The organism is Rhizobium jaguaris (assembly GCF_003627755.1).
GTDB lineage: Bacteria > Pseudomonadota > Alphaproteobacteria > Rhizobiales > Rhizobiaceae > Rhizobium > Rhizobium jaguaris.
Genome location: NZ_CP032694.1, coordinates 2,995,760 through 3,015,874, shown reverse-complemented (window position 1 = coordinate 3,015,874; position 20,115 = coordinate 2,995,760). Strand labels below are relative to the sequence as shown.

The following is a 20,115-nucleotide window of genomic DNA, read 5'->3' as shown; positions in this document are numbered from 1 at the left end:
CAGAATTCCTTTTACTTGGCGCGCGAGCGGTAGACGATGTCGAGCCAGACGGCGACCACCAGGACAATGCCCACGACGACGTTCTGAATTGGCGTATCGACATTGGCGAGACCCATGCCCGATTGCAGCGATTGCATGACCAGGGCGCCGATCATGGCGCCGGCTACCGTGCCGCTGCCGCCGGCAAGCGAGGTGCCGCCGATGACGGCCGCGGCGATGGTGAAGAGCTCGTAGGTCGTGCCCTGCGAGTTGACCGCCGAATTCAAGCGCGCCGTCGATATAGCGGCCGCGACGGCGGCTAGGAAGCCCATCAGCGCGAAGATCCTGACGATGACCCATTTGGTCTTGATGCCGGCGAGCTCGGCTGCTTCCGGGTTGCCGCCGATTGCGAAGACATAACGGCCGAAGCGCAGGCGCGTGGCGATGAAGGTCATCACGATGCCGATGAAGACGGCGATGAGAACCGGAACGGCAATGCCGTAAGGAATGTCCAATCCGGTCTCCGGCCAGGGAATATTATGGTCCGTGGCGTAGCGCTTGGCGATACCGATCGGCCAATTGTAGCTGTTGAAGAGATAGACGGTGCCGAGGACGATCAGGGAGCCGAGGCAGGCAAGGAAATATTCCGCCCAAAGCGGACGGCGCGGAAAGTGAAAGCGCTTTCTTTGCTGGCGCGAGCCGATGATGCCGGCGATGATCAGCAGGCAGGCGGCCACACCTACCACCCAGCTCCAGGTCGCGCCGATCGAACCGGTCGCGCCGCCGCCGCCCATGACGACGAAGGTGGAATCCATCGGCGCCACGGTCTGGCCGCTGGTGACATACCAGGCAAGGCCGCGCCAGACGAGAAGTCCGCCGAGCGTCACGATGAAGGAGGGAACATTCATGAAGGCGGTGATCGCGCCCTGGAAGGCGCCGATGGCCGTGCCGATCGCAAGGCCGCAGATCAGCGTGATGACCCAGGTCCAGGAACTGTCGAAGCCGAGATATTGCGGCAGCCATTTGGCCTGCATGACGCCCATGATCATGGCGACGAAGCCGAGCAGCGAGCCGACCGAAAGATCGATGTTGCGCGTGACGATGACCAGCACCATGCCTGTCGCGAGGACCGCAATTTCGCAGGTCTGCACCGAAAGGTTCCAAAGGTTTCTGGCGGTGAGGAATTCCCGGCCGTCGAATATCCGGAGATAAAGATCGAAGCCGATCCAGATGATCAGCAACGCTCCGATCATGCCGAGCAGGCGGGTATCGATTTCGGTGGCACGCAGGAAGCGGGTAATTGCGCCGGCTTCCGCGTCGCGGGGACCGCTCGATGTTGTGGACTGTGTCATGTCGGCCATCGCTTTGCCGTTCTCCACTGTTGGGCGCGGTCTGCGATACCTTCCAGGCTATCGCTGGCGAAACCGCGCCAATCTCAAAAATGCGTCATCGCCGTGCGGCCGGTCTTCGTACCGGTCCCGATGACCGTCATCCGACGGGCCAGCGGGATATGCGATGGCGCAGCACGATGCGGGAAGCTCCGTCTCCAGTTGCAAGGGAGAGTTGTCTGCTCCTGATCCGCATTCGACGCCGCAACGGAGTGCCGTTGCGGCGTCGGTATTATGATCGGGTCAACCGTTCAAGGACAGCTTATTTGCAGGCTGCAACGCTGCCGGCCTTTACGCCCTGGCAAGCTTCAGCCTTGGTGATCCAGCCGGCGTCGATGACGACGCTCAGGTTGTCCTTGGTGATCGGCTGCGGTGTCAGGAAGACCGACTTCATCGGCACGTGCTTCGGGCCGCCGCTGAAGGTCTGGACGCCGCTGATCTGGTCCATGGACTTGCCGTTGGCGAGATCGATGGCGATTTCGGCGGCGCGCTTGCCGAGTTCACGCGAGTCCTTCCAGATGGAAACGGTCTGCGTGCCGAGCGCGATGCGGTTGAGCGCTGCCTTGTCGGCGTCCTGACCGGAAACCGGAACGGAGCCGGCGAGGCCCTGGGCGTCGAGAGCGGCAACGGCGCCACCGGCGGTGCCGTCGTTGGAGGCAACGACCGCATCAACCTTGTTGTTGTTGGCGGTCAGGAACTGCTCCATGTTGCGCTGTGCGTTCTGCGGCAGCCAACCGTCCGTGTAGGCTTCACCGACATTCTTGATCTTGCCGGCATCGATGGAGGGCTTCAGCACTTCCATCTGGCCGGAGAAGAGGAAGTCAGCGTTCGGGTCGGACGACGAGCCCTTAATGAAGACGTAGTTGCCTTCCGGCTTGGCCTTCAGGATTTCGCGAGCCTGCATGCGGCCCACTTCCTTGTTGTCGAAGGTGATGTAGAAGGCGGCCTTATTTTCGATCAGGCGGTCGTAGCCGATGACCGGAATGCCTTCGTCGGCAGCCTTTTCAACAGCCGGGCCGATGGCGTCGGAGTCCTGAGCGAGAATGATGAGTGCGTTGGCACCCTGGGAAATCAGGGATTCAACGTCGGTCAACTGCTTGGAAGCGGAAGACTGGGCATCAGCGGAAATATACTTGGCGCCAACCGCAGCGAGTGCCTTCTTGATGGCAGCTTCGTCGGTCTTCCAACGCTCTTCCTGGAAGTTTGACCAGGAAACGCCGACGACGAGATCCTTCGCGAAGGCCGCTGTCTGCATGGTCAAAACGATGGCCGCACCAGCAGCCAGCTTGATTAAAGCTCTCATATTATCCTCCCGAGTGAATGCGACCGCACGTGCCCTGAGCTCCCGCCGGCCGCCGCGATAACGCTGACGAGAAAGGTTCGGATTTTTTTCTCGACAGTCGAGAAATTTAGTGTCAGAGATTTTTTCAACTGTCAACACCGCACTGCCAGGTTTAATCGGCCGTTTAAGAAGAGCGGACTAGAGTTGCGGACGGAGGGATGGAATGAGCGGGAGGCTTGATGATGCTGGCCAAATCGAGCACCGAATTGGTCCGCCAGAAAAACAGTGTTCTGGTGTTGACGGCGCTACGCCGCCACGGTCCGCTCGCCCATACTGAACTTTCTGATTTCACCAAGCTTTCGTCGGCGACGATATCGGTGATCACCACCGATCTGGAGCGGGCGCAGATCATCGAGAAGGCGGAGCAGCAGGCAGCAAGTGGCCGCGGCCGCCCGCGCGTGCTCTTCTCGCAGCGGCGCGATTGCGGCTATCTCATCGTCGTCATCATTTCATCCGATGCCGTTCAATATTCGCTTGTGGATTATGCCGGCCGGCTGATCGACCGCTTCACCGAGGAGAGGCAGCAGAACGTTTCGGGTGTCGGCTCTTTCGTCACGGGGCTGCGCGATGCCTTGAACCGGATCGTCGCGCGCTCGCGGTTGTCGCGCGACAAGGTCCTGATGATTTCCATCAGCAGCAAGGGCCTGGTCGAGAGTTCGGAGCCGGTGCTGCGCTGGTCGCCGATCTTCGGGCGCGAGCAAATCGATTTTGCAGCGGTGTTACGCGACGAATGGTCGGCAAAAGTTATCCTCGGCAATGAGACGCTGCTCGTCGCTGCTGCCGTCGGACGCCAGGAGGAGAACAAGAAGGGCCGTGATTTCCGGGCGCTTGCGGCACTCTCGCTCGGCCACAGCATCGGTCTGGGCGTGGTGCGCCGCGGCGATGAGGGAAGGCTCCAAATATCGGCGCCGAATTTCGGCCATATGCTGCATCTGCCGGGCGGCGGCCTCTGCCGCTGCGGCTCGCGTGGCTGCATAGAGGCCTATGCCGGCTTCTACGCCATCCTGCGCACGGCCTTCGACGTGCCGCTCGACACGATCCCCGCTAAATTCGTGCCGATCGCCGAACTCGACAAGATCGCGGCCAGCGCCCGGCAGGGCAGCCGCCGCAACATCCACGCCTTCCGTCAGGCGGGGCTGGCACTTGGCAACGGCCTCTCGCGCGTGCTCAGCCTGCACGAAAGCATGCCGATCGCGATCACGGGTCCGGGGACGCGCTATTACGACCTGCTGGTGGAGGGCATTTCCGAGGGGCTGGCGGAATCGCATGTCGTGCGCATGGAGGGCATGCCGGAGCTGCGGGTGGTGGCGGACGAACCGACGCTGGTGTTCGAAGGGCACCTCAACCGCGCTCTGGCCATGATGGATGACGATATCGTCAGTTCGGGTGTCGTTGCGGAGTTGAATAGCCAGACTGTTTGAGGAGGGGACTATGAAACGAATGGCACTCGCGTGCCTCTGTCTTGCCGCGGCGGGATTGCCCGCGATCGCGGCTCAGCCTTGGGAGGAGAAGACGGCGGCGCTGGGACAGGCCGGCACGGAGGTTTCCGGCCATCTGACGCTCGATCAGCTCAAGAACCTGATCAAGATAGGGGAGCAATTGTTCACGGCGCGCTTCACGGTGGAGGATGGGGCAGGGCGCCCCGGCGCGACGCAGGCGATCGTGCCGACCAAGCGCAAGCATCCGGTCATGAACGAATTCAGCCGAACGGCGGGTGTCGATGCCAATGCCTGTTCCTCCTGCCATAACATGCCGTTTCCGGGTGGCGCGGGCGATTTCACCACCAATGTCTTCGTATCCGAAGGGTTTGAGAGCGCGGATTTCGACACGACCGATCCGCAATTTTCCAATGAGCGCGGCACCAACAGCCTATTCGGCGATGGTCTGATCGAGCTTCTGGCGCGCGAGATGACCGTCGATCTGCAGCGTCAGCGCGCCGAGGCGATTACGCTTGCGGCAAAAACCGGCCAGCCCCAGCGCGTCGCGCTCGAGACCAAGGGCGTCAAGTACGGCTGGTTGACTGCGCAGCCCAACGGCCTGGTCGATATGCAGGAGCTCGATGGCGTCGACATGGATCTTGTCATTCGCCCGTTCAGCCAAAAGGGCGTGATGACCTCGCTCCGGCAGTTTACCGTCAATGCGTTGAACCAGCATCACGGCATGGAGCCGGTGGAGCGCTTCGGTGGCCGCTGGACGGGGACCACGGATTTCGATGGCGACGGACATGCCGACGAGATCAGCGACGGCGATGTTTCGGCAATGGTCGCCTGGCAAGCAACCTTGCCTGCGCCCGACCAGAAGGTGCCGGACAATGCCCAATGGCGTGACATGGCGGCCGCCGGCGAGAAGCTGTTCGATGGGATGGGCTGCACGGCCTGCCACAGGACAAGCCTGCCGCTCGATAGTCTCTCCTTCTCCGATCCCGGTCCGAACGACATGTCCGGTACGTTGAGCACGAGCCAGGTAAAAGACCCGGCTGTCTACGACCTGTCGCAGCTCGACTGGACGAAGAAGCTGAAGCGCAATGACAAGGGGCAGGTGCTGGTGCCGCTATTCGGCGATCTCAAGCGTCACGCCATGACCGACAGCACAGTCGACCAGCTCGGCAACGAGCTTCTGGCGCAACGTTTCGTCGATCGCAATATCTTCATGACGGCGGAGCTTTGGGGCGTGGCTTCGACACCTCCCTATGGTCATCGCAACGACATTACGACCCTTGACGGCGTCATTCGTGCCCATGGCGGCGACGGCCGCACCGCCCGCGATAGCTACGTCGGCGCGTCCGAAGACGATCGCGCCCGTATCATCGCTTTCCTCAAGACGCTGGTCATCGAGCAGGCAGGGGTGAACCAATGAAGAAGATAGCAGCCCTCCTTGCCGTCGCCGGCTTGATTTCCTTCTCGTTCGCGCCCGGCAGTTTCGCCGAGGACACGCCCGCGCCGGCACCTTTCCTGATGGATGTCCCGCATTTCCAGGAGGAAGCGGTCGCCGCCGGCATCGACCATCAATATACCGGCGGCTGGGAATATTTCGTCGGTGGCGGGGTCGCCAGCTTCGACTGCAACGGCGACCGCAAGCCCGACCTGATGCTGGCCGGCGGCACCAGCCCGCTGGCGCTTTATGTCAATGAAAGCGAGACGGGTGGCGCTCTGAAATTCAAGGAAGTGCCTATCAATCTCTCCGATAAGGATCTCCGGTCCGTCCTCGGTGTCTATCCGATCGATATCGACAATGACGGTTACACGGACGTCGTCCTGTTGCGGCTCGGCGAGAATATCATCCTGAAGGGCGGACCGAACTGCACTTTCGAAAAGGCCAATCGCACCTTTGCCTTCGACGGCGGCAAGGACTGGACGGTCGCCTTTGCGGCCACCTGGGAAGCCGGCAACAAATATCCGACGCTTGCTTTCGGCAACTACGTCGATCGCTATGCGCCAGGCACGCCCTTCGGCACCTGCAGCGACAATGTCTTCGATCGTCCCGTAGGCAACGACAAGCCGGATTATTCCAATCCGCTGCCGCTGAAGCCAAGCTATTGTACGCTGTCGATGCTCTTCACCGACTGGAACCATTCGGGCCAGGATTCGTTGCGGGTTGCCAACGACCGGCAATATTATCGCGGTGGACAGGAGCAGCTCTGGGATATCTCTCCCGGCAGGCCGCCGCGGCAATATACGGCGAGCGACGGCTGGGCATCGCTGAAGATTTGGGGCATGGGGATCGCCGAAGCCGACCCCAAGGCCAACGGCCGGCCGGAATATTTCATCACCTCCATGGGTGACAACAAGCTGCAGGAACTCAATGACGAGGCGGCTGACGAAAACAGTCCGACCTATCGCGACACGGCTTATGAAAAGGGTGTCGCTGCCTATCGTCCTTATACGGGCAACGATCACCGTCCCTCGACGGGCTGGCACGCGCAGTTCGCCGACATTAACAACGACACGAACATGGATCTCTTCATGACCAAGGGCAATGTCGAGGCCATGCCGGATTTCGCCAGCAGTGATCCCGACAACCTGCTGCTTGGCGGTTTCGACGGAAAGTTCACCGAGAAGGGGGACGAGGCCGGCATTGCACTTCCCGGCAAGGGGCGCGGCGCCGTGGTCGAGGACTTCAACAATGACGGCATGCTCGACATCCTCGTCGTCAACCGCAGCCAGCGCGCCTTCCTGTTTCGCAATCTCGGTGCAAAGACCGATTGGGGCTATCGTCCGCTCGGCAATTGGACCGAAATCGAATTGGACAATGGCCCGATCAACCATATGGGCATCGGCGCGACCATCAATGTCAGGGCCGGCACGCAGACGCAGGTGCAGCGTGTGCAGGTCGGCGGCGGTCACGCGTCGGGCCATGTCGGCTTCACCCATTTCGGCCTCGGGACCAATGAACGCGCCGTGGTGCGGGTGCAGTGGCCGGACGGGGAGTGGAGTCAGCCTTACCGCATCTTCGCCAACCAGCATGTGGTGATCAAGCGCGGCACCACTTCGGCGAAATACTGGTTCCCGCCGCCTCAGAAAACCGATCAGGCCACAGCGCAGCCGGCTGCCGCGACGCCGGTACCCGCCGGGCAACAGACGAGCAATCAACCTGTGACGAAATAGAAAATCGGGAGAGAAGGCCGGGCAACCCGGCCTTCAAACCGAATGCGCAATCTTATTCATAAAGCGCCGCAACGCCGCTATAGAAATCAATCCACCAAGCCCATGTGCCGATCTTCTTCGCGGACGTGCAGAATACGATCGATCAATCCCCATTCCAGGGCTTCTTCCGCCGTCATGAAGTGGTCTCGATCCATAGCGCGTTCGAATTCGTCATAGGAACGGCCACAATGCTCTGCATAAAGCCGCGTCACGCGGTGCTTGGTGCGCTTGATTTCCTCGGCGTGGATGAGCATGTCGGAGGCCTGGCCCTGGAAGCCGCCCAAAGGCTGATGGATATGGATGCTGGCGTTGGGCAAGGCGACGCGCTGGCCCGGTTCGCCCGCCATCAGCAGGAACGATCCCATCGAACGGGCAGTCCCCATGCAGAGCGTGTGCACTGGCGCGCGGATGTAACGCATGGTGTCGTACATGGCGAAGCCGCTGGTCACGACGCCACCCGGCGAATTAATGTAGAGGCTGATCGGCGTCTTCGGATTTTCAGCCTCGAGAAACAGCAGTTGCGCGCAGACCAGGGCCGAGACGTCATCGTTCACCTCACCATTCAGGAAGATGATCCTCTCGCGCAGCAGACGGGAATAGATGTCGAAAGACCGCTCTCCTCTGCTGGATTGTTCTACGACCATAGGCACGAGTTGCATCGCTTCGCGCATCGGCGACCTCCAATATCACTGAAATTGTTGGCGGATTTGGCGTGTTAGGCGGCGCGCATGACGGAGACGCCGTTGTTGTTCGCCGCAGCTTTTGCAGTCCTTCGAAGCCTCACATCATCAAGCTCGTGGATGATCCTCAGGCTCGTACCGCCGCTTGCGTTCGGGGCTATCCTGAACGTCACGGTGCTTTCGAGGAATGGTGGCTCGTCATCGCGCAGCCTGTAGCGGACCTCTTCGCCCGGTTTGACCGATATCGCGTCGGGATTGGCCAAAGCTTCCTTCGGCAGCCAGTTTTCCCGGAGTTCAGGGGTGCTGACCGCGCGCCAGACCTTTTGCGGCGGCTCGTTGAGGTCGTATTCAAGTTCGATACCGTTTTCACGCGTGGGGGTCTTCAGGTCGTTCATTGGTCCATATCCTTCAACAAGACCTTGAGAGCTTCGATCCGGGCAGGCCAGTAGGCGCGGTATTTCGCCAGCCACTGGGCGATGAGGGCGAGTCCCTCCGGATCGACTTCGTAATTCACGAAACGCCCCTGCCGTTCTTCTCTGATCAGCCCGGCGCCCCGCAGGACCGCAAGATGCTGGGACATCGCTGGCTGGCTGATCTCCATGCCTTCGCGCAGGCCGCTAGCGTTCATGCTGCCCGCAGCCAGCTTTTCAAAGATGGCGCGGCGGGTAGGGTCCGCCAAAGCCCGGAATATCTCGTTCTCTATCATGGCGACAGATAAGCACGTACTTATGTGATTCGCAAGAGCTTTCCGCAACAGCTTGCGACTGATGATTCTCTGGTTGCCGACGGCAGACTCTCGAACGCTTGCGGAGCGGCCAAAGAAAAAGTCCGCCGCGAAGTCATTCGCGACGGACTCATTGGACGAAACCATATCCCTTGGTGGGATCGGCCAACTGCTTAGCTGAGCTTGACCAGTCGGCCTTCCTTGACGGATTGAACCGCCGCGTCCGCAAGTTTGAGCGCGGCGAGGCCGTCAGCGCCGGATGGCGTGATCGCAGCGCCCTTTTCGACGGCGGCGATGAAGCTCGCGATCTCGTTGGCGTAGGCCTCGGTGTAGCGGGTCATGAAGAAGTCGTGCAGGGGCGGGCGGGTGTAGCCGTCGCCGTTGGCGACTTCGATGGAGAAGGGACGCTGGTTTTCGGCCGCGACCATGCCCTTCGAGCCGTGAATTTCGATGCGCTGGTCGTAGCCATAGGTGGCTCGGCGGGAATTGGAGATGATCGCCTGCTTGCCGGATGCGGTCTGCAGGATGACCGAGACGCTGTCATAGTCTCCCGCATCGCCGATCGCTTTGTCGACGAGGACTGCGGCGGTGGCGGTGACTGCGACCGGCTCTTCGCCGAGCAGGAAACGGGCCATGTCGAAATCATGGATGGTCATGTCGCGGAAAATACCGCCCGAGCGCTTGATATAGTCGACCGGCGGGGCGCCGGGATCGCGCGAGGTGATCGTCACCATCTCGACCGTACCGATGCGGCCGTCGTCGATGGCTTTCTTGACCGCCATGAAATGCGGATCGAAGCGGCGGTTGAAGCCGACCATCAGCTTGCCCTTCACCTCTTCGACCACCTTGATGCAGGCCTTGACGCGGGCGACATCGAGATCGATTGGCTTTTCGCAGAAGACCGCCTTGCCGGCGCGGGCAAAGCGCTCGATAAGATCGGCATGCGTGTCGGTCGGCGTGCAGATCACCACTGCGTCGATGTCCTTGGCGGCTTCGATGGCTTCGATGGTGCGGACTTCGCAGCCGTAAGCCGAGGAAATCGCTTCCGCGGCGGCCGGAAACGCATCCGCCACTGCGACGAGCTTGGCGTTGGCATCGCCACTCACGGCCTTTGCATGCACCTTGCCAATGCGCCCGGCGCCAAGCAAACCAAATCTGACAGTCATCTCTACCTCCCTAATTCGGAACAAATGAACCGAATAATAATCCATATGGAATTTTCATTCCATTTTCCGATGGCGGCGTCAAGCTGCCAGCGTTTCACAATTCCGAAATTCATGTTGCGAAATTGGCTTATCCTCAAATCGCCGTCCTGCGCTAGATTGACCGGCTTGATCTTGTACGAAAACCCCTTCGCACTTTTCGGGATCATGCGCTAAAGACAAGATCTCTCCAACAGGCGAACGAGGCCCATGCAACTGATCGACCCCAACCATCCCGTCTATAAGCCGCTTTGGGTGCGGGTTCTGATCGTAGCCGTCTGCTTCGGCTGGGCCGTTGTTGAGGCCCTGGGGCCGCAACCCTTCTGGGCTGTCCTTGCGGGCGGTCTTGGCGCCTACGCGGCCTGGATGCTGCTTCTGAGCTTCAATCCGCAGCCGCCCAAGGCTGAGGCTGAAAGCGCTGCGGTGAGCGACGAAGCAGAAGATGACGAGCCGACAGACGAAAAGAAATGACCGAGCGCGGTTCAGCGTTTCACGGAATCGCTTTCCCGCTCTATCCCTTTGTTTTTAGGCATTCCGGACGGAAAACCGCTTGTCTTATGACTTTGTCTTGTTTTGAGGCGACAATGGATTGCCGCCTGTGGGCCTGAACACCCACAGACGGCGGGAGGGGTGGGATCGAGAAACCGCTGGTTTGACAGAACCGTTGCGCAGTAGGATCGCCCCTTTCTTTTCCATGAGGCCTGAACGGATAGCCGGGCTTTGACGGCCCGCATGACAAGCATGGGACACGGAAAAGATGGCTCATACGATAGCACGAACCCTCGGTATCGACATCTCGAAAGATCGCCTCGATGTCCATCTCCTGCCGGACGGCATCGACAAGCAGTTCCCCAACGACGCCAAAGGGCTGCGGGCATTGATCCGCTGGCTGTTGCCTTACGCGCCCGAGCGCATTGTCTTCGAGGCGACCGGCGCCTACCATCGGCGCCTCGAACGCATGCTGGCAACGGCGGACCTGCCCGGCGTCAAGGTGAACCCGCAGCGCCTACGCGCCTTCGCCAAAGCCTGTGGCCGGCTGGCCAAGACGGACCGCATCGACGCGCGCGTCATGGCCCGGTTCGGCACATTGATGGCCCCGGACATCCGGCCAATGCGCAGCCAAGTGCTTGATCTTCTCGCCGAACTGCTCGCCGCTCGCCGCGCGCTCGTTAAGGACCGGAACGCTCTCCTGCATCGGCAGAAGAATGTGACCATCCCCCTGCTGCAGCGCCAGGCCGAGCAACGGCTGCGGCAGGTCGACGCCCAAATCGAGGCTGTCGATGCCGAAAGCCGTCGATTGATTGCCGCCGAGCCGCAATTGCAGCGCCGTCTCGACATCCTCACCAGCATTCCCGGTATCGGGGCAACCTGCGCCCTGGCGCTGATTGCCGACATGCCGGAACTTGGAACACTGGCCAACAAACAGGCCGCCAGCCTGGCCGGTCTCGCGCCGGTCGTGCGACAGTCCGGCCAATGGAAAGGCAAAAGCTTCATTCAAGGCGGCAGGACCCAGCTTCGCCGCGCCCTCTATATGCCGGCCCTCGTCGCCATTCGCTTCAATCCACCCCTCAAGAGCAAATACCAGCAACTCACCGCCGGCGGAAAAGCCGCCAAGGCCGCCATTACCGCCATCATGCGAAAGCTCGTCATTCTCGCAAACGCACTCATCCGAGAGGATCGATTTTGGACACCTGAACACGCTTGACTAAGACGGATACTTCGCACTTTTCCTGAAATTGCTAGCGCGTGAGACGCCGTATGGCCTCGTCGATCAGTTGATTGGCAATCATCATGCGTGTCGTCGCCTGTTCGCGGAAAGATGGAGCGACGCCGTCGGGATGATTGGCCTTGGCGAAAGCGCGGCGTTTTTCATGGAGGGACTGAAGCGTGCTCTGCGAAGAGATCGCCAGTTCGGCCGCCACCTCTTCTCGCGAGGTGCGCGCCAGATAGTCAGGCATTACCGGCGGCTCCGGCTCTTTCTGTTCTGGCTCCAGCATTGGCTCAGGCGAAGGGATCTCGTTGCCGAGATTGTCGACGTAGGCGTCGTCTGGACGAGCAGATGCCGGCGGCTCGCCTCCGAAAACGGTCGCGGCAAAGCTCACATTGAGGCCGCGGATGCGATGCGCCGCCTCGTCCTTCCCTGACTTATCTTCTTCTTCCGCGTCGAGACGATCGAGGACGGATTGAAACAGCGATTGCCCGAACAACATGCCTGCCTCCAGAAGCATCTAGAATAGCCACGCAAGTTGGCGCGGAGCTTATGGCCGCAGGTATGATCATGAACTGGAAGAGGCGGCTTTTTCGGCAGACTCAAGCGAGATCGAGGCTCCTGCTTTCCTCCAGGATCATATCGTGCAGCAACCGGGCACTGGGCGGCATGGCGCGCTCACGGGCGGTAATCAGGCTGTAGGGCTTCACTTCAATATCGAAATCGATGGGCAAAATGGAGGATTCGCCGGCTTGCGATGACTGCCCGCACATGAAGTGCGCCATGTCGAGCGCGACCGGAGTGATGGCGTCCGTCTTGCAGACGATGGCAAGCGTCAGGAGCAACGAAGAGGTATTGATGATGTTTTCCGGCAGGGGCACGCCAGCCGTGACGAAGATATCCTCCACCTTGCGCCGGAGCAAAGTGCCCGGGGGCTGGAAGACCCAATCGTAGCCCGGCAGATCATCGAGACTAGCCACGCCCTTCTTCAGCAGCGGATGGCCGCTACGGACCACGAGACAGGCTTTCTCCACACCGATCTCATAGGCGGTGAACAGGCGCGGATCGAGCTCATCCGGAATGCGGCTGATGATGAAATCGTGGCGAGCGGCGAGCAGTTCGCGCGCGAGCACATTGCTGGTTTCCACCTCGATATTGATCTCGATGCCGGGATAGGCGCGCGTCACGCGTTGAATTGCCGGTACGACAAGGCTGATTGCAGGCGCGGTCACGGCGCCGAGAAAGACCGAGCCGCCTTTGCCGGTTCTGAGCTCGCCGATCTCGCGGCTCGCCTCACGCAGCTCAAGCAGGATCTTGCGTGCCCGCTTGGCGAGCGCCAAGCCGAAAGGTGTCAGCACAACGCCGCGGGCGACACGCTCGTAAAGCGGGCTTTTGACGATCGACTCCATTTCCGAGAGCATGCGCGAAGCCGCAGGTTGTGAGATGTTCATAGACTCAGCGGCCGCCGAAATCTGCCCGTGGTCCTCGATCGTGACGATCATACGCAGGTGATTGAGCTTCAAACCGGCCTTGAGCAGGGTATCGTCGCGAAAACTGTCCGAGTGAATCTCGATGCCTTCGCTCGAATAATCGTTATATATTTTCTCCATGACGGCCAAATTTCCCGTTCGTCGGCAAAAAAGTACTATTTTTTAACATTATACCAAACTAGGTATATGTTGCGCCAGTTATTCTATTTGACAGTTATACGAAATCGTACGAGTTTGCCGCTCGTGCGCTGGGTGCAGCTCATGCACGTGAGAGCGTGGAGGAGACCTACTTCGTTTCTCACAATTAGAAGTAACCATTCCTTCTACGGAACCTGCCGCAGTCTCGGGCGGGCTTTTTTAGTCCGCCGCATTATTAACTAAGGGAGAGAGTAATGAAATCCATTATCTCATTGATGGCCGGCGCAGCGCTCGGCGTCGCTACGCTGGTTGCGCCTGCCTTCGCGGCAGATAAGGGTACCGTTGGTATCGCCATGCCGACCAAGGCTTCGGCTCGCTGGATCGATGACGGCAACAACATCGTCAAGCAGCTTCAGGCAGCTGGCTACGGCACCGACCTGCAGTATGGCGACGACGACATTCCGAACCAGCTGTCTCAGATCGAGAACATGGTCACCAAGGGCGACAAGGTCCTCGTCGTTGCTTCGATCGACGGCACCACGCTGTCCGACGTTCTGCAGAAGGCTCACGATGCCGGCATCAAGGTCATCGCTTATGACCGTCTGATCCGCAACAGCCCGAACGTCGACTACTATGCGACCTTCGACAACTTTAAGGTCGGCGTCCTGCAGGCTGGCTCGATCGTCGACGCTCTTGGCCTCAAGGATGGCAAGGGTCCGTTCAACATCGAACTCTTCGGCGGTTCTCCAGACGACAACAATGCCTTCTTCTTCTATGATGGCGCAATGTCTGTCCTGAAGCCCTACATCGACAGCGGCAAGCTGGTCGTGAAGTCCGGCCAGATGGGCATGGACAAGGTCGGCACGCTGCGTTGGGATCCGGCAACAGCCCAGGCTCGCATGGACAACCTGCTGTCGGCCTACTACACCGACGCTAAAGTCGATGCTGTTCTGTCTCCTTATGACGGCCTGTCGATCGGCATCCTCTCCTCGCTCAAGGGCGTTGGCTACGGCAGCGGCGGCGTGAAGCTCCCGATCGTTACCGGTCAGGACTCCGAAATTCCGTCGGTCAAGTCCATCATCGCCGGCGAGCAGCACTCCACGATCTTCAAGGACACCCGTGACCTCGCAAAGGTCACCGTCAACATGGTCAACGCTCTGATGGAAGGCAAGACGCCTGAAGTCAACGACACCAAGACCTACGACAACGGCGTCAAGGTTGTTCCGTCCTACCTGCTGACCCCGGTCGCAGTTGACAAGACCAACTACGAGAAGATTCTCGTCGAGGGTGGTTACTACAAGGCTGATCAGCTGAAGTAATCTTCCTGCATACCGGTCAGGGCTCGCTGAAACGCGAGCCCTGGCTTTGATATTTAAGACGATCGCCCGGTCTGCTATGTTCGACTGCGGCGTTGGATACGGACAATGGACAATACCATCCTCGAAATGCGGAGCATCACCAAGTCGTTTCCTGGTGTGAACGCCTTGGAAAATGTCAATCTGAAGGTCCGCCAGGGCCAAATCCATGCCTTGGTCGGGGAAAATGGGGCAGGCAAGTCCACCCTCATGAAGGTGCTTTCGGGCGTCTACCCGGCCGGCACCTATGATGGCGACATCTACTACGACGGCGCGGTCCGTCAGTTCAAAACCATCAGGGACTCCGAAGAGATCGGCGTCATCATCATCCATCAGGAGCTGGCGCTTGTGCCGCTGCTGTCGATCGCCGAAAACATTTTTCTGGGCAATGAGGTCATCGCCAATGGCATGATCAATTGGCAGGAAACTTTCACTCGGACCAAGCAGCTCCTTGCCAAGGTAGGCCTCAAGGAATCCCCGAATACGCTCGTCACCGACATCGGCGTCGGCAAGCAGCAGCTCGTCGAGATCGCCAAGGCCTTGTCGAAGAGCGTCAAGCTGCTCATTCTCGACGAGCCGACGGCATCGCTCAACGAAAGCGATTCCGATGCGCTGCTCAACCTCCTCATCGAGTTTCGCAATCAGGGCATCACCTCGATCATCATCACGCACAAGCTCAACGAAGTGCGCAAGGTGGCCGACGAGATTACGGTGCTGCGTGACGGCATGACGGTGAAGACGCTGAACTGTCACGAAGAAGAGATCAGCGAAGACATCATCATTCGCAACATGGTCGGCCGCGAGCTGGCGGATCGCTATCCGCCCCGTTCGGTGCCGATCGGCGAGACGATATTCGAAGTGAAGAACTGGAACGCCTTTCACCAACAGCATCGCGATCGCCAGGTCCTGCACAATATCAATGTCAATGTGCGCAAGGGCGAAGTGGTCGGTATTGCCGGCCTGATGGGTGCCGGACGCACCGAATTTGCCATGAGCGTGTTCGGTAAGTCCTACGGTCACAGGGTCAGCGGTGAAGTCTTTGTCGACGGCAAGGCGGTGGACACCAGCACGGTGCGCAGGGCGATTGATGCCGGTCTCGCCTATGTGACCGAGGACCGCAAGCAACTCGGCCTCGTGCTGTCGAACAGCATCCTGCACAATACGACGCTCGCCAATCTGATGGGCGTTTCCAAGGCGACCGTCATTGACGACGTTCGGGAGCTGCAGGTGGCGACAAACTATCGCGCCAAGCTGCGAATCCGCTCGGCAGGCGTCTTCCAGGAGGCGGGCAACCTGTCCGGCGGCAACCAGCAGAAGGTGGTGCTGTCGAAATGGCTGTTCTCCGATCCGGACGTCCTAATCCTTGACGAGCCGACGCGTGGCATCGACGTCGGCGCCAAATACGAAATCTATTCCATCATCAACCAGCTTGCCGCCGACGGAAAGGGCGTTCTGATGATTTCATCGGAGATGCCGGAGCTTCTCGGTACCTGCGACCGCATCTACGTCATGAATGAAGGTCGAATCGTTGCCGAGCTGCCGAAGGCACAGGCAAGCCAGGAGAGTATCATGCGCGCTATCATGCGCTCAGGGGAGAAGCATCAATGAGTTCGGCCAACCCAGCCACAGCCACGGAAACCAGCCACGTCGTTTCCATCGGCGACCATATCCGCAACAATATTCGCGAATACGGCATGTTGATCGCGCTCGTCGTCATCATGCTGCTGTTCCAGTATCTCACGAACGGCGTTCTGTTCAGGCCGCAGAACCTGACCAACATCGTGCTGCAGAATTCATTCATCGTTATTATGGCGTTGGGCATGCTGCTTGTGATCGTGGCGGGCCATATCGACCTATCCGTCGGCTCCGTCGTCGGTTTCGTTGGTGCGGTTGCCGGCGTGCTGGTCGTGCAGATGCATATGAATCTGGCGCTTGCGACGGTCATTTGTCTTCTGATGGGTGCCGCGGTCGGCGCTTGGCATGGATATTTCATCGCCTACCACCGCATTCCCTCGTTCATCGTCACGCTTTCGGGCATGCTGGTTTTCCGCGGCCTGACCTATGCCATCATCAATACGACCGGCAACGGCAGCAGTATCGGCCCGTTCCCGCCGGCATTCCAGATCGTCGCAACGGGCTTCATTCCCGACTTCGTCGATATGGGCACCATTCGCTCGACGTCGATTTTCCTGACCATCGCCATCCCGATCGTCATGTTCCTGCTCTCGTGGCGTCGCCGCAATGTTAACGAGCAGCACGGCATCGACGTCGAGCCTTTCAGCTTCTTTCTCGCCCAGAATCTGGTGGTTGCCGCCGCGACCATCTTCATCGGCTATCAGATTTCCTCCTACAGAGGACTGCCGAACGTTCTGGTTCTCATGCTGCTGCTGATCGCCCTTTACAGCTTTGCCACGCAGCGCACCACCATCGGTCGGCGCATCTATGCCATGGGCGGTAACGAGAAGGCGACGAAGCTTTCGGGTATCGATACCCGCCGCCTGACGTTCTACACTTTCATCAACATGGGCATCCTTGCCAGCATCGCCGGCATCATCATCGCCACGCGCTTGAACTCGGCAACCGCCAAGGGCGGCGACGGTCTGGAGCTCGACGTGATCGCGGCCTGCTTCATCGGCGGCGCTTCGGCGTCCGGCGGCGTCGGCAAGGTGACGGGCGCCGTCATCGGCGCCTTGATCATGGGCGTGCTGAACCAGGGCATGTCCATCCTTGGCTATCAGACCGACTCCCAGAAGATGATCAAGGGTGCGGTGCTGCTCGCTGCCGTGTTCATCGACGTCTACAACAAGAACAAGGGTTGATCGCAGCGCGATCAACCGAGGCTTTAAAACCAAATCCATGACAGAGTCCGGCTCTCGACGAGAGCCGGAACGGTGAAGTGCATCCGATCTCTGTCTGTTAGGAAAGGATGAAAGATATGCTCATCTCCCAGATCAAGGGTTCGAACGGCGAGATCGTCGTTGCGGTCCGCAACAGGCGCTGCGATGTTGCCAAGGCCGTCGTCAACGGCGGCAGCGTTTATAAGCTCGCGATGGAAGCTGCCGATAGCGGCAAGTCCCTCGTTTCCGTCATCGAAGCGCACGGGTTCGGCGACGTGGTCGATTTGGAAAAAGCCTATACCGAAGGCCGTTTCCTGTCGCCGATCACTCATCCCGATGCGGCTCACCTGCATCTGACCGGCACTGGCCTGACGCATCTCGGTTCCGCCGCGACCCGCGATTCCATGCACAAGAAGACGACGGAAGCTGCCGAGGAAACGCTTACCGACTCCATGAAGATGTTCAAGATGGGCATCGAGGGCGGCAAGCCGAAGGCCGGCGAAAAGGGTGTCCAGCCTGAATGGTTCTATAAGGGCAACGGCTATGGCGCAGCCGCTCCTGGCGCTGCGCTCGTTTCTCCCTCCTTCGCGCTCGACGGCGGCGAAGAGCCTGAGATGGCCGGTATCTATGTCATAGCCAAGGACGGTTCGCCGTTCCGCATCGGCTTTGCGCTCTCGAACGAATTTTCCGATCACGTCACCGAGCGGATCAACTACCTCTATCTTGCCCACTCCAAGCTGCGTCCGGCAAGCTTCGGTCCGGAAATCCGTATCGGCGCCGCACCTGAGGATATCAGGGGCACTTCGCGCATCAAGCGCGGCGACAAGGTGATCTTCGAAAAGCCCTTCCTCTCGGGCGAGGCGAATATGTCGCATACTTTCGCCAATCTCGAATACCACCATTTCAAGTATGGCCTGTTCCGAATTCCCGGCGACGTCCACGTCCATATGTTCGGTACGGCGACGCTCTCCTTCGCGGATGGCATCAAGCCGGAAGCCGGCGATGTCTTCGAAATCGAAGTTGCTGATTTTGGCCTGCCGCTGCGCAATCGGCTCGCTGTTGCCTCTGAGGAGAATGTAGCGGTTCGCCAGCTCTAATATATGTCGAGGCCGGCTGCCCCATGCGCGGCTGGCCATTTCCAAGAAGATCCAGGGAGGCATGAAGCCATGACCATTCATCAGAATCTGATCGCCGGCGAATGGACCGGCACGACCGGCGCCGAGAATATCAATCCATCTGATACCAACGAGGTCGTCGGTCTCTATGCCAGTGCCAGCGTCCAGGACGTGGCGGATGCGATTGCGGCGGCCAAGGCCGCGTTTCCTGCCTGGTCGCGTTCGGGTATTCTCGAGCGCCATACCATCCTGAAGAAGGCTGGCGACGAGATCATGGCGCGCAAGGATGAGCTCGGCGCGCTGCTTGCTCGCGAAGAAGGCAAGACCTTGCCGGAGGCGATCGGCGAGACGATCCGCGCGGCCCAGATCTTCGAATTCTTCGCCGGCGAAGCATTGCGCCTGGCGGGCGAAGTGGTTCCCTCGGTCCGCCCCAACATCGGCGTTGAGATCACCCGCGAGCCGCTCGGTGTCATCGGCATCATCACGCCCTGGAACTTCCCGATCGCCATTCCGGCCTGGAAGATTGCGCCGGCGCTCTGCTACGGCAATACCGTCGTCTTCAAGCCGGCCGATCTCGTGCCCGGCTGTTCCTGGGCGATTGTCGATATTCTCCACCGCGCCGGCCTGCCGAAAGGCGTGCTGAACCTCGTCATGGGCAAGGGTTCGGTCGTCGGCCAGGCGATGCTCGACAGCCCGATTCTTTCGGGCATCACCTTCACCGGCTCGGTCGGCACCGGAAAACGTGTGGCACTTTCCTCCGTCGAGCACGGCCGCAAGTACCAGCTCGAAATGGGCGGCAAGAACCCGATGGTCGTGCTTGACGATGCCGACCTGACTGTTGCCGTCGAGGCCGCGGCCAATTCCGCTTTCTTCTCGACCGGCCAGCGCTGCACCGCTTCTTCGCGTCTGATCGTCACCGAGGGTATCCACGACAAGTTCGTCGCGGCTCTGACCGATAGGCTGAAGGGGCTGAATGTCGACAACGCCGTCAAGACCGGCACGCATATCGGTCCCGTGGTCGACGCCAAGCAGCTGAAGACCGATACGGACTACATCGAGATCGGCAAGCAGGAGGGCGCCAAGCTCACCTTCGGCGGCGAACTCATCAGCCGCGAAACGCCCGGCTTCTACCTGCAGCCGACGCTGTTCACCGAAGCGACGAACCAGATGCGCATCAGCCGCGAAGAGATCTTCGGACCGGTCGCTTCGGTCATCCGAGTGAAGGATTACGAAGAGGCGCTGGCAACGGCCAACGACACGCCGTTCGGCCTATCTTCCGGCATTGCCACGACGAGCCTGAAGCACGCGACGCATTTCAAGCGCAATGCGGAAGCCGGCATGGTGATGGTGAACCTGCCGACGGCGGGCGTCGATTTCCACGTGCCGTTCGGCGGCCGCAAGGGTTCGTCCTTCGGCCCGCGCGAGCAGGGCAAATATGCCGCCGAATTCTTCACCACGGTCAAGACGGCTTACACGCTGGCCTGATCATCGATTTCAAAGCCCAGGCGCGAACG

At 59.9% G+C, this 20,115-nt stretch carries 18 protein-coding genes; 10 read left to right on the top strand and 8 right to left on the bottom strand.

The window, feature by feature from the left end:
* Positions 1-11: 11 nt before the first annotated feature.
* Together CCGE525_RS14710 and xylF are read right to left on the bottom strand one after the other, a co-directional pair.
* Entirely contained in the window at positions 12-1,340 is a 1,329-nt protein-coding gene (locus CCGE525_RS14710) for a sugar ABC transporter permease (protein ID WP_120704919.1), read from the bottom strand.
* Positions 1,341-1,629: 289 nt separating this feature from the next.
* Positions 1,630-2,670: a D-xylose ABC transporter substrate-binding protein gene (xylF, locus tag CCGE525_RS14705; protein WP_120704918.1), complete on the bottom strand. Its 1,041-nt coding sequence runs from the start codon at positions 2,668-2,670 to the stop codon at positions 1,630-1,632.
* 221 nt (positions 2,671-2,891) lie between these two features.
* Here xylF and CCGE525_RS14700 point away from each other — a divergent pair, with 221 nt between their 5' ends.
* The 3 genes from CCGE525_RS14700 to CCGE525_RS14690 are packed head-to-tail and all read left to right on the top strand — an operon-like array spanning position 2,892 to position 7,313.
* Entirely contained in the window at positions 2,892-4,130 is a 1,239-nt protein-coding gene (locus CCGE525_RS14700) for an ROK family transcriptional regulator (RefSeq protein WP_120706422.1), read from the top strand.
* Positions 4,131-4,140: 10 nt separating this feature from the next.
* Positions 4,141-5,565 carry a cytochrome c family protein gene (locus tag CCGE525_RS14695; protein ID WP_245472021.1) on the top strand — a complete coding sequence of 475 codons (1,425 nt, stop codon included), beginning with the start codon at positions 4,141-4,143 and terminating at the stop codon, positions 5,563-5,565.
* On the top strand, positions 5,562-7,313 hold the full coding sequence (locus CCGE525_RS14690) for a CRTAC1 family protein (RefSeq protein WP_120704917.1): 1,752 nt from the start codon (positions 5,562-5,564) through the stop codon (positions 7,311-7,313). Before CCGE525_RS14695 ends, CCGE525_RS14690 begins: the two co-directional genes overlap by 4 nt.
* Before the next feature lie 86 nt (positions 7,314-7,399).
* Here CCGE525_RS14690 and CCGE525_RS14685 read toward each other — a convergent pair whose 3' ends face one another.
* The 4 genes from CCGE525_RS14685 to iolG form a co-directional block, all read right to left on the bottom strand.
* Positions 7,400-8,023: an ATP-dependent Clp protease proteolytic subunit gene (locus CCGE525_RS14685; protein ID WP_120704916.1), complete on the bottom strand. Its 624-nt coding sequence runs from the start codon at positions 8,021-8,023 to the stop codon at positions 7,400-7,402.
* Between the two features lie 44 nt (positions 8,024-8,067).
* Positions 8,068-8,427, bottom strand: a complete 360-nt coding sequence (locus CCGE525_RS14680) for an SRPBCC family protein (protein WP_120704915.1) — start codon at positions 8,425-8,427, stop codon at positions 8,068-8,070.
* Positions 8,424-8,738, bottom strand: coding sequence for an ArsR/SmtB family transcription factor (locus CCGE525_RS14675; RefSeq protein WP_120706421.1), 315 nt, complete (start codon positions 8,736-8,738; stop codon positions 8,424-8,426). Before CCGE525_RS14675 ends, CCGE525_RS14680 begins: the two co-directional genes overlap by 4 nt.
* 191 nt (positions 8,739-8,929) lie before the next feature.
* Positions 8,930-9,922: an inositol 2-dehydrogenase gene (gene iolG, locus CCGE525_RS14670; RefSeq protein ID WP_120704914.1), complete on the bottom strand. Its 993-nt coding sequence runs from the start codon at positions 9,920-9,922 to the stop codon at positions 8,930-8,932.
* A gap of 246 nt (positions 9,923-10,168) precedes the next feature.
* Here iolG and CCGE525_RS14660 point away from each other — a divergent pair, with 246 nt between their 5' ends.
* Entirely contained in the window at positions 10,169-10,429 is a 261-nt protein-coding gene (locus tag CCGE525_RS14660; RefSeq protein WP_120704912.1) for a hypothetical protein, read from the top strand.
* A gap of 286 nt (positions 10,430-10,715) precedes the next feature.
* Positions 10,716-11,663 carry an IS110 family RNA-guided transposase gene (locus CCGE525_RS14655; RefSeq protein ID WP_120703185.1) on the top strand — a complete coding sequence of 316 codons (948 nt, stop codon included), beginning with the start codon at positions 10,716-10,718 and terminating at the stop codon, positions 11,661-11,663.
* Between the two features lie 34 nt (positions 11,664-11,697).
* On the opposite strand, the gene CCGE525_RS14650 is transcribed toward CCGE525_RS14655, so the two are convergent.
* Positions 11,698-12,168 (bottom strand): hypothetical protein, encoded by a 471-nt coding sequence (locus CCGE525_RS14650; RefSeq protein WP_120706420.1) that lies wholly within the window; start codon positions 12,166-12,168, stop codon positions 11,698-11,700.
* Positions 12,169-12,268: 100 nt separating this feature from the next.
* A complete protein-coding gene (locus CCGE525_RS14645) occupies positions 12,269-13,276 on the bottom strand; it encodes a LysR family transcriptional regulator (protein WP_120704911.1) in 1,008 nt (335 codons plus the stop codon).
* A 272-nt stretch (positions 13,277-13,548) separates the two neighbouring features.
* Between CCGE525_RS14645 and chvE the strand changes: the two genes are divergently transcribed.
* The 5 genes from chvE to CCGE525_RS14620 all read left to right on the top strand — a co-directional run bounded on the left by chvE (position 13,549) and on the right by CCGE525_RS14620 (position 20,086).
* Positions 13,549-14,613, top strand: a complete 1,065-nt coding sequence (chvE, locus tag CCGE525_RS14640) for a multiple monosaccharide ABC transporter substrate-binding protein (protein WP_120704910.1) — start codon at positions 13,549-13,551, stop codon at positions 14,611-14,613.
* 105 nt (positions 14,614-14,718) lie between these two features.
* Positions 14,719-16,257 carry a multiple monosaccharide ABC transporter ATP-binding protein gene (gene mmsA / locus CCGE525_RS14635; protein WP_120704909.1) on the top strand — a complete coding sequence of 513 codons (1,539 nt, stop codon included), beginning with the start codon at positions 14,719-14,721 and terminating at the stop codon, positions 16,255-16,257.
* The gene (gene mmsB / locus CCGE525_RS14630) at positions 16,254-17,468 is read left to right on the top strand and encodes a multiple monosaccharide ABC transporter permease (RefSeq protein WP_120704908.1); all 1,215 of its coding nucleotides are present in this window, start codon (positions 16,254-16,256) and stop codon (positions 17,466-17,468) included. Before mmsA ends, mmsB begins: the two co-directional genes overlap by 4 nt.
* A 116-nt stretch (positions 17,469-17,584) precedes the next feature.
* Positions 17,585-18,583, top strand: coding sequence for an AraD1 family protein (araD1, locus tag CCGE525_RS14625; RefSeq protein ID WP_120706419.1), 999 nt, complete (start codon positions 17,585-17,587; stop codon positions 18,581-18,583).
* A 69-nt stretch (positions 18,584-18,652) separates the two neighbouring features.
* Positions 18,653-20,086, top strand: coding sequence for an aldehyde dehydrogenase family protein (locus tag CCGE525_RS14620; protein WP_120704907.1), 1,434 nt, complete (start codon positions 18,653-18,655; stop codon positions 20,084-20,086).
* Positions 20,087-20,115: the final 29 nt, after the last annotated feature.

What these genes read in the sequence shown, in the direction of transcription:
- CCGE525_RS14675 (WP_120706421.1), bottom strand. Translation starts at nt 8,738, where the DNA reads ATGATAGAGAACGAGATATTCCGGGCTTTGGCGGACCCTACCCGCCGC.
- CCGE525_RS14685 (WP_120704916.1), bottom strand. Translation starts at nt 8,023, where the DNA reads ATGCGCGAAGCGATGCAACTCGTGCCTATGGTCGTAGAACAATCCAGC.
- CCGE525_RS14695 (WP_245472021.1), top strand. Translation starts at nt 4,141, where the DNA reads ATGAAACGAATGGCACTCGCGTGCCTCTGTCTTGCCGCGGCGGGATTG.
- chvE (WP_120704910.1), top strand. Translation starts at nt 13,549, where the DNA reads ATGAAATCCATTATCTCATTGATGGCCGGCGCAGCGCTCGGCGTCGCT.
- CCGE525_RS14680 (WP_120704915.1), bottom strand. Translation starts at nt 8,427, where the DNA reads ATGAACGACCTGAAGACCCCCACGCGTGAAAACGGTATCGAACTTGAA.
- CCGE525_RS14690 (WP_120704917.1), top strand. Translation starts at nt 5,562, where the DNA reads ATGAAGAAGATAGCAGCCCTCCTTGCCGTCGCCGGCTTGATTTCCTTC.
- CCGE525_RS14700 (WP_120706422.1), top strand. Translation starts at nt 2,892, where the DNA reads ATGCTGGCCAAATCGAGCACCGAATTGGTCCGCCAGAAAAACAGTGTT.
- CCGE525_RS14655 (WP_120703185.1), top strand. Translation starts at nt 10,716, where the DNA reads ATGGCTCATACGATAGCACGAACCCTCGGTATCGACATCTCGAAAGAT.
- araD1 (WP_120706419.1), top strand. Translation starts at nt 17,585, where the DNA reads ATGCTCATCTCCCAGATCAAGGGTTCGAACGGCGAGATCGTCGTTGCG.
- CCGE525_RS14645 (WP_120704911.1), bottom strand. Translation starts at nt 13,276, where the DNA reads ATGGAGAAAATATATAACGATTATTCGAGCGAAGGCATCGAGATTCAC.
- CCGE525_RS14710 (WP_120704919.1), bottom strand. Translation starts at nt 1,340, where the DNA reads ATGGCCGACATGACACAGTCCACAACATCGAGCGGTCCCCGCGACGCG.
- iolG (WP_120704914.1), bottom strand. Translation starts at nt 9,922, where the DNA reads ATGACTGTCAGATTTGGTTTGCTTGGCGCCGGGCGCATTGGCAAGGTG.
- mmsA (WP_120704909.1), top strand. Translation starts at nt 14,719, where the DNA reads ATGGACAATACCATCCTCGAAATGCGGAGCATCACCAAGTCGTTTCCT.
- CCGE525_RS14660 (WP_120704912.1), top strand. Translation starts at nt 10,169, where the DNA reads ATGCAACTGATCGACCCCAACCATCCCGTCTATAAGCCGCTTTGGGTG.
- CCGE525_RS14620 (WP_120704907.1), top strand. Translation starts at nt 18,653, where the DNA reads ATGACCATTCATCAGAATCTGATCGCCGGCGAATGGACCGGCACGACC.
- CCGE525_RS14650 (WP_120706420.1), bottom strand. Translation starts at nt 12,168, where the DNA reads ATGTTGTTCGGGCAATCGCTGTTTCAATCCGTCCTCGATCGTCTCGAC.
- xylF (WP_120704918.1), bottom strand. Translation starts at nt 2,670, where the DNA reads ATGAGAGCTTTAATCAAGCTGGCTGCTGGTGCGGCCATCGTTTTGACC.
- mmsB (WP_120704908.1), top strand. Translation starts at nt 16,254, where the DNA reads ATGAGTTCGGCCAACCCAGCCACAGCCACGGAAACCAGCCACGTCGTT.